This is a genomic window from Acinetobacter sp. YH12049, from assembly GCF_013419875.1.
Classification (GTDB): Bacteria; Pseudomonadota; Gammaproteobacteria; order Pseudomonadales; family Moraxellaceae; genus Acinetobacter; species Acinetobacter amyesii.
Genome location: NZ_VOZH01000004.1, coordinates 100,095 through 115,441, shown reverse-complemented (window position 1 = coordinate 115,441; position 15,347 = coordinate 100,095). Strand labels below are relative to the sequence as shown.

General features: G+C 39.5%; 13 protein-coding genes. 3 read left to right on the top strand and 10 right to left on the bottom strand.

Annotation, left to right across the window (positions count from 1 at the left end; all coding sequences use genetic code 11):
- Window positions 1–145: 145 nt before the first annotated feature.
- Together FTU05_RS02815 and FTU05_RS02810 are read left to right on the top strand one after the other, a co-directional pair.
- On the top strand, window positions 146–1,750 hold the full coding sequence (locus tag FTU05_RS02815) for a bifunctional 3-(3-hydroxy-phenyl)propionate/3-hydroxycinnamic acid hydroxylase (RefSeq protein WP_180164198.1): 1,605 nt from the start codon (window positions 146–148) through the stop codon (window positions 1,748–1,750).
- 299 nt (window positions 1,751–2,049) lie between these two features.
- Complete coding sequence (locus FTU05_RS02810) at window positions 2,050–2,553, top strand: hypothetical protein (RefSeq protein WP_180164196.1); 504 nt, start codon at window positions 2,050–2,052, stop codon at window positions 2,551–2,553.
- A gap of 176 nt (window positions 2,554–2,729) precedes the next feature.
- Here the strand turns inward: FTU05_RS02810 and FTU05_RS02805 are convergent, their stop codons facing one another.
- Window positions 2,730–3,338 (bottom strand): glutathione S-transferase family protein, encoded by a 609-nt coding sequence (locus tag FTU05_RS02805; protein ID WP_180164218.1) that lies wholly within the window; start codon window positions 3,336–3,338, stop codon window positions 2,730–2,732.
- A 215-nt stretch (window positions 3,339–3,553) separates the two neighbouring features.
- On the opposite strand from FTU05_RS02805, the gene FTU05_RS02800 reads away from it, so the two are divergent.
- Window positions 3,554–4,462, top strand: coding sequence for a DUF4349 domain-containing protein (locus FTU05_RS02800; RefSeq protein WP_180164194.1), 909 nt, complete (start codon window positions 3,554–3,556; stop codon window positions 4,460–4,462).
- Between the two features lie 119 nt (window positions 4,463–4,581).
- Here the strand turns inward: FTU05_RS02800 and FTU05_RS02795 are convergent, their stop codons facing one another.
- From FTU05_RS02795 to FTU05_RS02755, 9 genes are all read right to left on the bottom strand, one after another.
- Entirely contained in the window at window positions 4,582–5,475 is an 894-nt protein-coding gene (locus FTU05_RS02795; protein WP_078191428.1) for a LysR substrate-binding domain-containing protein, read from the bottom strand.
- Window positions 5,475–6,680, bottom strand: coding sequence for an MFS transporter (locus FTU05_RS02790; protein ID WP_180164192.1), 1,206 nt, complete (start codon window positions 6,678–6,680; stop codon window positions 5,475–5,477). The genes FTU05_RS02795 and FTU05_RS02790 overlap by 1 nt, the downstream gene beginning before the upstream one ends.
- Complete coding sequence (locus FTU05_RS02785; protein WP_180164190.1) at window positions 6,677–7,273, bottom strand: TetR/AcrR family transcriptional regulator; 597 nt, start codon at window positions 7,271–7,273, stop codon at window positions 6,677–6,679. The genes FTU05_RS02790 and FTU05_RS02785 overlap by 4 nt, the downstream gene beginning before the upstream one ends.
- 197 nt (window positions 7,274–7,470) lie before the next feature.
- Window positions 7,471–7,992 (bottom strand): acyl-CoA thioesterase, encoded by a 522-nt coding sequence (locus FTU05_RS02780; protein ID WP_078191431.1) that lies wholly within the window; start codon window positions 7,990–7,992, stop codon window positions 7,471–7,473.
- A gap of 281 nt (window positions 7,993–8,273) precedes the next feature.
- The gene (locus FTU05_RS02775) at window positions 8,274–8,450 is read right to left on the bottom strand and encodes a hypothetical protein (RefSeq protein WP_171262670.1); all 177 of its coding nucleotides are present in this window, start codon (window positions 8,448–8,450) and stop codon (window positions 8,274–8,276) included.
- 386 nt (window positions 8,451–8,836) lie between these two features.
- On the bottom strand, window positions 8,837–9,829 hold the full coding sequence (locus FTU05_RS02770; protein ID WP_180055511.1) for a patatin-like phospholipase family protein: 993 nt from the start codon (window positions 9,827–9,829) through the stop codon (window positions 8,837–8,839).
- 244 nt (window positions 9,830–10,073) lie between these two features.
- Window positions 10,074–11,549, bottom strand: a complete 1,476-nt coding sequence (locus FTU05_RS02765) for a sodium:alanine symporter family protein (protein ID WP_180164188.1) — start codon at window positions 11,547–11,549, stop codon at window positions 10,074–10,076.
- Window positions 11,550–11,608: 59 nt separating this feature from the next.
- Window positions 11,609–12,850: a sodium/glutamate symporter gene (gene gltS / locus FTU05_RS02760; protein ID WP_168379287.1), complete on the bottom strand. Its 1,242-nt coding sequence runs from the start codon at window positions 12,848–12,850 to the stop codon at window positions 11,609–11,611.
- 633 nt (window positions 12,851–13,483) lie between these two features.
- Window positions 13,484–14,755, bottom strand: a complete 1,272-nt coding sequence (locus FTU05_RS02755; RefSeq protein WP_180164186.1) for a DcaP family trimeric outer membrane transporter — start codon at window positions 14,753–14,755, stop codon at window positions 13,484–13,486.
- Between the last annotated feature and the right edge of the window lie 592 nt (window positions 14,756–15,347).

Genomic DNA, 15,347 nt, shown 5'->3' with positions numbered 1-15,347 from the left:
TAAATAAATATATATCATTCACTTAAAATAAAACCCTGCAAAAAACACGACAATTCGATTCATCGTTTCGACTTATGCCTAGCTTGTTGAAAGCCTCGGGTTAGAACTTAATAGTGGCATATGTGAAGTGATTGGATGTTTACGCATGAGCAATAAAGCAAATTACACAACGGAAGTTGCCATTCTGGGCGCAGGTCCTGTCGGCTTAACCATTGCAAACTACTTAAGTAAGCAAGGTGTCAAAGTCACTGTGATTGAACAACTGGACAGCCTGATTGACTACCCACGTGCGATTGGTATTGATGATGAATCATTACGTACCATCCAATCATTAGGTTTAGTGGATCAAGTATTACCACATACAACACCGAACCACGCGATGCGTTTCTTAACCCCTAAAGGTCGTTGTTTCGCTGACATTCAACCGCTCACTCGTGAATTTGGTTTCTCACGTCGTAATGCCTTTATTCAACCGCAAGTCGATAATGTACTGCTACAAGGTTTAAAACAGTACGAAACCACAAATGTTTTATTCTCTCGTCAATTGTCTGATTTTAGCCAAGATGCCAATGGTGTAACGCTAAATATTCAAAATAAAGACGGTGAAGCTGAAAAAATTCAAGCGCAGTATTTGATTGCTTGTGATGGTGGTAACTCAGTGGTACGTCGTACCCTCAACATCGGCTTCGATGGTAAAACTGCACCGAACCAATGGATCGTGATCGACATCAATAACGACCCACTTGCAACGCCACACATTTACCTATGCTGTGACCCTGTGCGTCCTTATGTATCTGCTGCGCTTCCACACGGTATTCGTCGTTTCGAATTTATGGTGATGCCTGGTGAAACTCAAGATGAATTAAGCAAACCTGAAAACATTGCCAAATTATTGTCGAAAGTGCTTCCAACGACCGACGGTATTGAAGTGATTCGTCAGCGCGTTTATACCCACAATGCCCGTATTGCAGATAAATTCCGTGTAGACCGTATTTTACTTGCAGGCGATGCTGCGCACATCATGCCAGTATGGCAAGGTCAAGGGTATAACAGTGGTATGCGTGATGCATTCAACCTTGCGTGGAAAGTTGCTATGGTTGTACAAGGCAAAGCTGGCCCAGCGCTTTTAGATACATACCAAGTTGAACGTAAAGATCATGCCAAAGCGATGATTGATCTTTCTGTAATGGCGGGTCATGTCCTTGCGCCACCAAAAAAATGGCAAGGTTTCGTGCGTGATGGTATCGCCTATGCGCTCAATTACATCAAACCGATCAAACAATATCTATTGGAAATGCGCTTCAAGCCAATGCCGAAGTACAACGATGGTGCATTGATCAATAACGGTGTTAAAGATTCACCTGTGGGTAAAATGTTCATTCAACCATATGTTCAACTTGAATCTGGTGAAAAAGTCCTACTTGATGAAGTCATCGGTAACGACTTTGCAATCATTGCTTGGGGCGTTGATCCGAAATGGGGTCTGTCAGATGCGACCATGAAAAAATGGCAAAAATTGGGCGTTAAATTTATCCAAGTATTGCCTGCTGTTCAGCTTAGCAATGAAAATCGCACCAAGTACGACAATGTGATTACGATTGGTGATATTGGTACCGATATTCGTGGTTGGTTTGGTAAAACCACTGAATCTGTTACGATTCTTCGCCCAGACCGTTTTGTTGCAGCGATTGCAATTCCACAAACTTTAGACAGCGTGAGCCAACAATTGTTTGCAAAATTGCATGCTTAATAATCGAAATAGATCTGCAAGAATTAAAAATCACCATGCATAAAGCATGGTGATTTTTTTCTATAATAACTATAAACATCAGATGCTATAATCGTTCAATACATAATTATAAGCTTCGCAAAATGCAAAAAAGATTTCAGAAATTATTCATTTATAGTTTGTTAGGTTTTATTTTTATCTGTTCACTCATTTTCGTAGAGATACATCATTTTCATGCCAATAGTTGGTTACCTATTTTCGTTTTTTGCCTCTGTTTTCTTATTTCTTTGAATTGCTATTTATTACGCTTAGAAAAAGATGTGAACAAAAACGAAGAATCTAATTTTTTGTCCTTCCATTTATACATTTCATTTTTTTATTCAGTCATTGCCAGCTTTTTTCTCACCACAGTGATTCTTGCTTCATTTGCATTACAAACTCAATATTTTGGTCAAAATAAAAATATCATTCTAAAAGGCCAAGTCTATTCACCCACATTTACACTAGAAAAGAAGCCCTGCCGAGCTCGCCTTAAATTTCCCGAAAGTGGTTGGTCTACCTTCGCCTATCTCTGTCTAGATACCAAGAAACGCAACTTTTCTGGTTATTACAAACTCCATTTGAAAACCAGTTTCGCAGGGTCTGCGATTCAGGATTATGATTGGATTGAAGATCAATTAACATATCAGCAGCATCGTGCCTTAGATATGGATCCCCAACAAAAAAGACTACTCGAAATATATGCCAAACTTGAAAGAGATTTAGGCCCACCTCTATCTGATGATGAAGCCCATGATTTTTTAAATAGAACCAACAACGATTGAGTCTATTTAATTTAGCGCAATATATGCCATACATTATTTATGGCAATAATTAAAATCACTTTACCATCTTCGTGATTGATATTTAAAACTCTTTCTTTGTAGTTCTCAAAGAAAGAGCTATATGATTAGACATATCGTAACAACACGTTCAGCCAACAATCAAATAAGCATCCAAGTTAAACCGACTGAAACCAATGCACATCTTTTACCGATTCACGTTGCTGAATCAGCTGAATAAAAGGTTTAAATTCATCCAAATATGGCAATATTTTGAATGAAATGGCATACACCATCCAATAAGCTAAATACAAATCTGCTGCGCTAATTTTATCCCCCAACAGATATGGTTGAGCCTGTGCAAGCCCTGTTTTAATAAAATCTAAAAGTATTTTTTCATTACCAAAACTCAAACTGCCACGTTTCTCATCCATCAACTCTGTGCTAATGCCGACATTTTTCATGTCCATATATTCAGTCAGCGGACCATGACAGAAAAACATCCATTTCAAATATTCACCACGTTTGGGATCATCCAAGGCGGGTGCCAAACCTTTGTCACTAAATTTATCGGCTAAATAACTAAAGATGGCTGCGGTCTCACTAATCACGACAATACCATCGACCAAGCAAGGAACTTTGCCCATGGGGTTAATCTTGAGATATGCCGCTTGATGCATCTCTTCATATGGCACTTCAATAATGTCAACTTCTGACTCGATGTCTAATTCTTTTAATAAAGGCAGAATGGTATTACTGCGTGAGCGTGGATTGCTGTAGAGTTTCATTGCTGGGTTCATTGTAGATATCCTTATTTTCATCCTTGTTGTTCTGTCTATTACTATACGCGGCTTTATGTAGAATTATGTTGCGTTCATCCGTGCTTTAAACACTTTCCGATACAATACGCCCGACTAATAATTACGCTAAATTTGAATTTATATTTAAAGCAAAAAGTATTTACTCCGACTTTCTGATAATCAAACAATTGAGCTCTACATCAATGAAAAATAAATATTTAATTGCCATGTTAACGGTGATTTTAATTTCAGGCTGTTCCAAGAAAACCGAAGAAATGGCAACTGAAGCCAGCGCAGATGCACAACCTGCTCAAGTCAGTACACAGCAAGATCAAGCAGCGGAAAGCACTTCCAATGAGCCGTCTACCACGCCTGCAACAACACAAAAACCTGAAACTATTTTAAATGAGCAGGTCAACCCAGCCGAAGCCTCTCGTAAAATGGTTCGAGAAGCCAATGTCAGTTTTGAGTCGAAAGATGTGGTTAAAACGGCCTTAGAAATTGAAAAACTCACGCTAAGTTTAGGTGGCTTTATTGAACAGAAAAATATCGACTTTGTGGTGCAAGAGAGTCAATCCTACCCGATTGCTGACGGCAAAATTAAAATCTTTGAAAAAATAAATCCGCAAGCGGAAATGATCATTCGTGTGCCAAGTGAAAAAGCTGCACATTTCGTTAATCAACTGTTGCCCCTTATGCATTTTTTGAACCGTCAGCAATATTCGGCAAAACGCTATGAGCTAAAACTACTCGAAGAAAAAATGTCACAAACACAGGTCGTGCCCGACCATGTTGCAGCAGCACAAATCAATGAAATCTCACGTCTGACCCGCTTAGAAGTTCAAGATCGTGTCCGCTATAGCACGATTGTGATTGGCTTTAGCCAACCTGCCACTGTCCGTGAACATATCGATATTAACCTTGATGCTATTGCTCAGTTAAATGGCGATAGTTTCTGGCAAAGAGCGTGGTACGGTATTCAAAAAGGTTGGCAATTTGTGTTGAGCCTGTTGGTTGTTCTCATTACGATTTGGCCACTCTATCTGATTATTATTATCGGTTTGATTGCCTACCGTGTGATAAAACCCTATTTACAAAAATGGTTTAAATAAATCAGAGTGACAAAGGCTATGTATCATTGAGTCCTTGATTAAAAATACGATAAATAAAAAAATCCCGAAGCGCTTAATTCGGGATTTTTTGTTTAAATCTTAGGGCAATATTTAAAGGCCTAGAAAAAGCCCATATAGAACTGCTCTTTTAAGACTTTTAATATCAATTCGATCGCATCATTTTTACGATCTTTTCGATAGCTTGCATACAAACCAATGGTCGGCAAAGGTTCAACCGTACTTTTAACCAATATTTTATCACCGAGCAATGGAATGACATAAGACGGTACCAAACTCCACCCCACGCCCATACCGACCAAATTGACATTTAACAAAATATTGGTCGAATGCTGTACCAAGTTCACATTCAGTTTATTTTGCTTAAAGAAATCTTGAATAATTCGGTATAGCTCAGGTGATGAATGTTCATCACTAATAATAAAATCCTGATTATTCATGTTTTTAATGCTAATGTGCCGCTGTTCTGCCACAGGCGAATTTTTCGGTACAATCAGCGCCAAAGGCTCAGTAAAAATCTGAACAGATTCTATATCAGGGCTTTCTTCGACATAACGGGTAAAGGCAATATCAATCTCCCCTTTACGCACTGCACTGATCTGATCGACATCCATTAAACTATGAAAATGAATTTTTAACTCAGGAAACTGAGCACGGATATTCGGCATGATATAAGGAAAGACCTTCATTTCTGCCACAGGAACAAAGCCAATATTCAGTTGTTCTTTACTGAGCTGCGCAATTTGACGCGCATCTATCATGGCTTTTTCAGCATGCTCTAAACTTAAACGCGCTTCTTTTAAAAAGGCCTGACCTTCTGCAGTCAACTCAACTTTTCGGTTGGTTCGCATCAATAATTGCACCCCAACTTCCTGTTCTAAGTCTTTAATTTGCTGACTTAAAGAAGGTTGCACAGTACACATTCGCTGCGCAGCCTTGGTAAAATTTAGCTCTTCGGCAACCGCAACAAAATATCGTAGATGTCGTAATTCCATTATTCAGCTCCTAAAGCACTGCGTTTAAATTGGTTTGCCACGAATAAACGATACATCCACAAAGTGAACAGCACCATCACCGCACAAAATAAATAGGTTGCCTGAAATCCAAAGTATGCAATCAGCACACCCATAATGACCGAACCGACAGCAAGGCCAATATCAAACAAGGCAAAAAAGGTGGATATCGCATGTCCCATTCGGGCTTTTTCTACCGTTTGAATCGCGACCGTTTGCAGGCATGGGAACACTGAACCGTAGCCGATGCCCATAAAAACTGCCGATATCCAAAGCACCCATTGATTCGTGAGAAAACTCACAACCACCAAACCAATGGCAAAGCAAATAAATGATGGATAGATGACTGCACTCGGGCCTTTACGATCATAGACTTTGCCAACCCAAGGACGGACGAGCAACATCGACACAGCAAAGACAATAAAAAAGATACTGGTATAAGCGAGTAAATGCTTCAACTCTGCATAAGCGGTGATAAAACTCATCACACTCGAATATGCAAATGCGGTCAGCAATGCCACAAAACTGATGGCAAGTACCCGTGTTTCTATCACATCACGCCATTGGATGGCTGCGGATTGGCTCGCTTGATCACTTGATTTATGCTGTACGTGTTCTTGTATTTGAACCAACCACGTAAAAATATAGCCCACTGCAACCAATAAGGCTAATACTGCAAATAAGGTACTAAAACTGCTGAATTGAATCATGCTCAGCGCTAAAAATGGCCCGATCACCACGCCTAAGTTGGTCGACATGACAAAGTAACCCATGCCCTCGCCTTTTCGGTGATCTGGAATGTAATCATTTACGATGGGAACATTGACCGTGGTTAATATACTGAACCAAAAACCATGTAAAAAACGAATGACCAACAACGACCACATGCTGTCAATCCACAAATAACTCAGCGCAAAAACGACAAAAATAAAGCCTGAAATACGCACAGAATTGGCTTTACCAAAACGCTCAACAATCATGCCGGAAAAGGGACGAATCGCAATGGATGACACTAAAAATAAGGTCAAAGCCATACCCGCTTGCTGAATCGTACCACCCAATTCTTTCATAATATAAATGGGCAATATGGTCAGCAGCGCAAAGTAATAGCTAAATAAAAACAAGTTATTACACAAACAAAAAACAAAAGACTTGTTCCATAGTGATGCATGATTTTGATGGATCATGATGTCCTTACCTCACCACCATGTGTGGCTTCTGATTCAATCAGAATCGGCTTAAGCGCCAACTGCACCAGTCGCTTGATATAGTCTTCATCTGGCTGAGTATTAAAGAAAATGATCTGATAATGAATCGGGCCATACAACATATCTAACATCAGCTCAAAAGGATAATCCGCTCGAATTTCTCCACGTTGAATGGCCAATTGAATCAGCTCACGTGTCGCTTCGCGTCGAGGTAACAAATACTGTTTAAAAAACTCACCCGCTGCTTCACGATGCTCCGCCAAAACGACCAGCAATGCTCGACCCACATGCTGATTTAAAGCCCGTGATAGTTTGAGCAATTGTTGATTTAGATTGAACTCTAAACTTTGTGATAAATCGAGCTCAAACACCGACGCGGTGTGCGCTTTAAAAGCATCGAAAACCAGATCGGACTTATGCTTCCACCAACGGTAAATCGTCGATTTTCCCACGCCTGCACGAGCCGCAATATCTTCAATGGTCATGCTTCGATAATCACTTTCCGCTAAAGCATCTGTGACTGCCTGTAAGATACATTGCTTACGCCGAGAAGTTTTTTCAGTTTCACTCATAATTCAAAAAACGAAACGCTACGTATCGTTTTATATTAAACGGTATTGGACTGAATGACTATCTTTAACTAAGCTTTGAAGAAAAAAACTTTAGTCGCACACTCGGAATTCAAATCCCTACTGCACTCTCCAGACGAATTTCAGCATAAAAAAAGATCGCTTAAGCGATCTTTTCAAATATTCAGCCACCAAAGCGATTAGCTTTGTGTCGACTTTTTATAAATACTGCAAGAAGGATGATGATTTTCCTGTAAACGCGCCACTTTACGATGTTCCGCAGCTTCGAAGCGACAACGTTTCCAGTCATTATCTAGATTTAATGCCGGAATTTGTTTTGGCTTACCTTGATCATCAACAGCGACCATTGTGAAATAGCAACTATTGGTATGACGCACTGTACGTTTTTGAATGTTCTGCGCTTCAACACGAATACCAATTTCCATAGAAGTACGACCTACATGGTTCACACTTGCAAGGAAAGTCACTAACTCACCCACGTGAATTGGTTCTTTAAAATTTACTTTATCAACTGATAGTGTCACCACGTAGCTACCAGAATAGCGACTTGCACAAGCATACGCGACTTGGTCTAACAATTTTAGAATCGTTCCACCATGCACATTACCCGAAAAATTCGCCATGTCAGGAGTCATTAAAACTGACATCGATAATTCTGACTGGTCGTCTAGTGCATTCGCAATTTGATCTAATGGGGACATCTTGTTTCTCTAGACTCGTGATATAACAATGATTAATGTGATTATTATATAGATTTTAATCAAGATTAAATGTTCAAATCGGCAAAAAAACCATCATTATTATTTATAGTGATCATACCATCATTCAGTAAAATATATATCGATAACGATATACACCCGATAAACAAGTATTTATCGCGCTATCTATCAATTTTTTAATCCAAGCTATGCTGTGTTTTATATTTAAAACATATTCATTAAAACGCGTTGCTCCATCGATTCAACATAGCACGGCATTAAACTTAATCTTCTAAGACTTTTAACATCTCGAAAGATACGTTGTCATAGCTGGTTTTTTGTCCACCATCATTGGTACTTTCTAGCGTGTAAGAATTATCTACATGCACATGAGTGACAATAAACACGCTCTCTTCCATCATCGCAAGCTTTACTTTTTGTCCTACATCAAGCGTTTTCATCTACAGCCACCTTTAAAATATTTATTGGTTTTAAGTATTAATAACCTGATGATATTCTAAACACTTCAACAGTATTGGTAAACGTAAGCACATGAATAAAAACGCTAATATAGGTATATACTCTTAAAATCTACGTAAAACCAATTAATAGGATTTTCTTAATTAATTTCAAATAATTAACTGTATATTTTCTTATTATTACGATTTTTATATTTGGCAAATCTTTTGATTAAGACCTAAAACCAATCAACATCCAATATATTAATGATTACTAGATACTATTGAGCATGGGAAGAGCTGAGAGCAAAAATTAAAATGCTTAGCTGAAATAAAAATGCACCCTGCTAGGTGAACAGGATGCATGTCAATTTACGGATCGTACCAACCTAGTCTTTGGCTGCTAAATAAGGAATATGATGTCCCTTGCTATATTGATGTTCAGCATAAACCCGAGAAATCTCTCCAAGTTTTTCTAAGGTTGCCTCTTCACCTGCAAGCATCGTCGCTTCACGACCTTTTACATCAAATATATGTGCTTTTTCACGTAAATCAGGTTGAATCACAATGTCTGCTCGCTTGAGTTCTTCTTGAGCTAAACGATTTTGCATAATATTGATATTTTGGTTAAACAAGCCCCAAACATTCGACGTTTCGGTATGAATCGGTCGTGCCAAAATATCCACCGCAATAATAATATCCGCCCCTAAATCGCGTGCAACGTCCACAGGAACAGGGCTGACCAAGCCACCATCGACATATTCTGTGTCTTCAATAATCGTTGGAATAAACATGCTCGGAATCGACACCGAAGCACGAACAGCCTGCCCCGTATTGCCATAGTTGAACACGACTTTTTTGCCATCCTTTAACTCGGTTGCCACAACATACATTGGGGTTTTTAGCAACTCTAAAGGCACGTCATCAACTTGCTCATTGATATAATCTTCAACTTTTTTACCGTCAAAAAAGCCTTTTTTGTCCAAACGTATTTCTCGAACATCATTGGCTTTCATATTCAAAGCGATATCTCTTAACTCATTGGCACTTTTACCTGATGCATAGATTGAACCCACAATACTGCCCGCACTGGTTCCGACAATAAAATCAGGGTGTATTCCCTGCTGTTCAAGTATCTGAATGGCGCCAATGTGTGCATAACCACGTGCCCCACCACTCCCTAAAACCAAAGCAACAATCGGACGCTTTTCCTGCTTTTTCACTTTTTTAAAGTCAATGCGGTTATTCGCCACCTGTGCAGGTGCTGCTGTATAAGTCCGAATTTGTGAGGTTGTTTCAGCGCTGACCGTTTTTGAGCCCACACTTTGACAACCTACAAGGCTGATTGCGAATGCAGTCATCAAAACAGTTATGCTTTTCATTGAGAGATATTCCAAATGCAACTCGAGATTTGAAGAGAAAAAGTAGTCTAATCAGTCCGCATTCACGTCACTGTTATTATTCGTTAATGCCTATGACCGATGCACATTATATTGACATACAACCTAGAAAGTCATTGGCTGTCAAAATTTCAATATCTAGCAGAATTTCCACATCAGGATTTAAGCCCTTATCTAGCAAAAAAAAGCCCCGATAACGGAGCTTTTTTTAAGTTAATTTTTGACTTTACCAAATATCGGAATTAACGCGATCCTTATATTTTGGATGTTCATCCATTTTAAACACAGGCTCTTTTACACCCCGTTTTAACTGTGAGGTGTAGTCTTTCATCAGCATCAATAAGAATGGCGTCAGCAATAAAATCGCAAAGAGGTTAATACTCGCCATTACGCCCATGAAGAGATCCGCTAAGTTCCAAATCAGTGGCACACTCATGATTGAACCAAAGTACACCATCATGAGGACGAATACGCGGAATACAAACATGACCTTAGGATTGTTATTGATAAACTGCACATTACCTTCAGCATAAGCATAGTTACCGATTACTGAAGAATAAGCGAATAAGAACAAGATTATGGCAAGGAAGTCATCTCCCCATGCGCCAATCTGGCTTTCAAGCGCCATTTGCGTCAAAGCAACGCCTTCAAAGCCTGCATTTTCATACAAGCCAGATGCCAAAATAATGATCGCCGTACAGGTACACACCACAAATGTGTCGACAAATACACCGAGCATTTGAACTAAGCCTTGATGGACCGGGTGTTTAACATCTGATGCTGCCGCAGCATTGGGTGCAGAACCCATACCGGCTTCATTGGAGAATAAACCACGTTTAATCCCTTGCATCATTGCCATAGAAACCATGGCACCGAAAAAACCACCTGCCGCAGCATCAAATTCAAAGGCTTTGCTGAAAATTAACTGGAAAATATCTGGGAGCATCGCAAAGTTAGCAAATGCAACATAGAAAGCAACTGCGAGATAAAGCAACGCCATAAAGGGTACAAATCTTTCTGCAACTTTGGCGATTCGTTTAATCCCGCCAAAAATAATCAGCGCAGTAATGAACACCAAGAACAAGCCCACCCAAGAGATTTCAAAACCGAAACCACCTAAGTCTAAAATGATATTGGCTTTATCCCAGCCCCACGCATGTGAGGTCGCACCTGTAATCGCATTGGCTTGCACCGCATTAAAGACAAAACCGTAAGTTGAAATCAGCGCGATGGCAAAAACCACACCCAACCACTTTTGCTTCAAGCCTTGCGTGATGTAGTACGCTGGACCACCACGAAATTGCTGATTTTGCGTATCACGCACTTTGAAGAGCTGTGCAAGTGAAGATTCCACAAATGCTGAACTCATGCCTAAAAATGCGGTAAACCACATCCAAAACACTGCACCTGGCCCACCAATTGCAATCGCAATTGCAACACCTGCGACATTACCTACGCCGACACGACTGGCCAGTCCCGTCACAAAGGCTTGGAATGGTGTAATCCCATGTTCATCATCGCCTTCTTTACGGCTAGATTTCATCACTTGAATACTATGAAAAAATAGACGAATCTGAACTGCGCCAGTGATTAAGGTATAGAAAATACCAACCGCCACTAAGAATACGACTAAGAAATCCCAAAGCGGATCATTAAAAACTTTGACCCAGCCCATGAGAGTTGCATTTAATTGTTCATCCATAATCAATACCTAAAATGCGAATATAAAAACAAAGGCTCTAAATTAGAGCCTTTGTAGAATTAAGCGAAAAATTTGAGAATTAATTGAATAACCGTCGCATTAATTAAGTCAACAAAGAATGCACCACATAGCGGCACAATTAAGAATGCCTTATGTGAAGGGCCATACATATTTGTAATCGCTTGCATATTTGCCACAGCCGTCGGGGTTGCACCCATACCAAAACCACAGTGACCTGCTGATAAAACAGCAGCATCGTAGTTTTTACCCATGACACGGAAAGTCACAAAAGCAGCATACAAAGCCATCGTCAGCGTTTGTGCACCCAAAATGACTACAAGTGGGCCAGCGAGATCGGACAATTGCCATAACTTTAATGACAACAATGCCATCGCCAAATACAAAGATAGAGATGCATTACCAAATACATCGATAGCGCGGTCAAAAATTTGTACACGGAAAATACCCTCCAGTACATTTCGTAAAATTACGCCACCAGCCAGTGCCCAAACAAATGTCGGTAATTCAAATACAGTACCTTTACTAAAATCGGTCATGAAGTCCGCAAATGCTAAACACCCTGCAAATAAACCTAATGTGGTAATCGCATTATCTGCTGTAATGAGACGAACTCGATGCGGATATTCAAACGGCACATATTCTGTTGAATTAATATCTGCTAAAGGAGTGTTATCACTTTTTTCAATTTGTTCATGAGTACGAGGCGTTGCAAGTTGATAGCGGTTAATTAATAGCTTAGCCAGTGGACCACCGATAATACCGCCAATAATCAAACCAAATGTCGCACTTGCCATACCTAAGGCTAATGCACCTTGAATGCCATGTTGAACTTCTAAAATTTCACCCCATGCGCCTGCAGTACCATGACCACCGGTAAGGGTAATAGAACCTGCAATCAAACCAATAAGAGGGTCAATACCTAGCACCGTCGCAAGACTGATACCTACGAGGTTCTGCACCATGATGAATGAAGCGACAGCGACGATAAAGATGACCAAGCCGATTCCACCCTCTTTTAATTTGGCAAAGTTTGCACTCAAACCAATAGAAGCGAAGAAAATCAGCATGAAACTTGTTTGTAATTCACTACTTGTGGTAATGCTATAACCCCAAAGACTATGCACCACCAAAGAAATAATCGCGGCAACTAAACCACCGGCAACAGGCTCTGGAATGTTATATCGGCCTAAAAAGCCAATACGATTAACTAGAAACCGTCCCAACAAAAGCACAATTACCGCTGCGATTAAGGTATAAAACGCGTTAAAACTAAATTCCATATAATTTGTCCAAAATTATTTGAATATTTTTAAAGCTCTTCTATCAGCATTAGCTGCCTTTATGGTCTGAAATACAACTACATTTTGTAATTTCAAATCAATAATGCAATTAAACGACTCAAGCTAAAGAGTTTGAAAAATATTCATCATCTGATTCAAATAAGTAAGTCTGAGCTTTAAAAATCAACTCAAAATGACTAACAAATCGCTAAAAGTTTTAAATTGAGAAACAGCCTCAAATGAAGCAAATTTAATGACAGAACATTGTGTATGTCTGTACTGTTTCGCACTATTTCTGAAAAGTCGCACATTATGCAGCCTGAACAATAAAATTTCAGTACTTTTTATTACAAAAAGTTAATTTTTCTATAATTTAAAGTTATATCCAATTGTTTTTATTTAAATGCATTCGTATTTTTTATCTATATAAAATATTAAAGATTTAAGCGTGATCTATACACTGTACGTGGTTCAACGCCTGCTTTAACCAGTACGACATCATGACTCAGGCGATTTAATGAATCTATCTGTTTAGTGCTGTGAGTTCATTTGTGTTAATACATCCTCTGTTTAAACAAAAAAAGCCTGAACTAAGTCAGGCTTTTTTGATCGATTCTGATCGATGATTTGAGCTTAGAAGCTATATTTAGCCATTAAGCCAACGCGGTCATCGTTATAAGATTCACCAGCAAAGTTTTTGCGTTTACCGTTCACATATTCCAAGCCAAGTTCAACTGGTTTTACAGGTGCGTAAATAAAGTTAATCCAAGCTTGCTGTGCTTCTTCGTTCGCATTTGAATTCAATGCATCTTTCGCATACGCGCTGCCATCATCCGCAAATAGCGCGCCGTAAGCTAAAGTCGAACGTAGTTTTTCATTAAACTTATAAGTTGCACCCACTTGTACAGCAGTGAATTTGTTTTGCTCGATGTTTCCATCTACAACAGAGTAAGCCGAGTTAGAACCATATAAATAGTTGCTGTTGCCTTCTGTATACGAGACATCACCATTCAATTTCAATTGATCAGTCACTGCATAAGATGCACCCGCTGCTACACCCCAAGCTGTTTCTGTATCATCCGCAGCTTTAGATTTGTAGTTTTCAACCAATGCACGAGCTGAAGCGGTACCTTTACCTGCAGCAAAACCTTGAGTCACTTTGGCAGTTAAGTTTGGAAGGCGATATGTCGGATCTGCAGCAACAGTCCCTTTACTATCCCCTTCTTCTGCAGCAACAAATAATTGCGTTTGCGGAGCGAGTTTATGGTTATAACGTACTTGAGGTAAGCGCGTTATACCACCGCCCACATTAGTAGCAAAATCAATCATTTCTGGTGCATGGCTAGACAAGAAGTTTGATGTGGTCTGACCAAATAACCAGTTGTTAAAGGTTAAATAACCATGACGTAGACGAATAGTTTCGCCACTTCCATTGAAGTCGACTTCAATTTTACCGCCCACTTTATTATCACCACCGACAGGTGCTGTAAAATCTAAACCAAAACGTGTAGTTTTTGCAGTTGCGCGAAGTTTATCACGTGCTTCTTCTTTAGACGTATGTACGTTGTTGAAGTCGTTATCCGCACCTTCGATGATGTAGTTCGCATCACCACGAACAAAACCGTAAAGGCTTACATCTGCACCTGTTTTAGATTTTAAGCTTGCAGCTGGAGTAGCTGGTGGCGGTGGTGGTGCAACAGGACGCGCTTTAACTTGCTGAATCTCTGTTTGTTGCTGTTGTTGAACTTGCTGCTGCGCTTTAATTAAACTTTTCAGTTCTGCAACTTCTGCACGTAATTGTTCAATTTCAGAAGTATTGCTGCCTGCATGAGTCATTGAGACCGTTGCCAAACTCATGGCAACAACAAGGGTTTTCATTGGGTGGAATACAGTTTGAGTTTTCATCCTAAGCTCTCTATTGTCCTGTCATTGTTGTATGCCCTAACTCTGGGCGCTTTGTTATTCGCCTATTTGAGCGGACAAATTTCAAGCTGCCTATCTGTGCTTTAGTCGCATTAAAGCCCCAACTTGCAGCTCCCAAGAACGAAATACTTGAAAGCAAAAAGCAAAAACGCTGAATCCATCACTGAAAATAGACTGAAATATTTAGTTAAAATTCAGACTTAGCCGATTCAGATGGCAAAAAAGCTCAACACCCATACCTTAAAGGTAAATATCCATACCCTATAGGTATGTCATAAAAACAATAAAATCCGACACATTACCGATAGAGGCATTCGATATGTAGTGATCTAGCATAAAGCACTGTGTTTAATGCAAATAATACTTATTTATCAGTTGCTCTATTTCATTACAATGGGACTACAGCGATCCACCGTTTCACTTTTTATTTTCAAGTGGATGATTGTTTAGAGATAAATTTCGAGCAAACAGCAATTGAACTCACAATGGGAAAATAGCGACCTCATTCATCGTTATGGATGATGAACATTTATCATGAGTGACGCGGATATTTGATCAATAATACACGTACGTT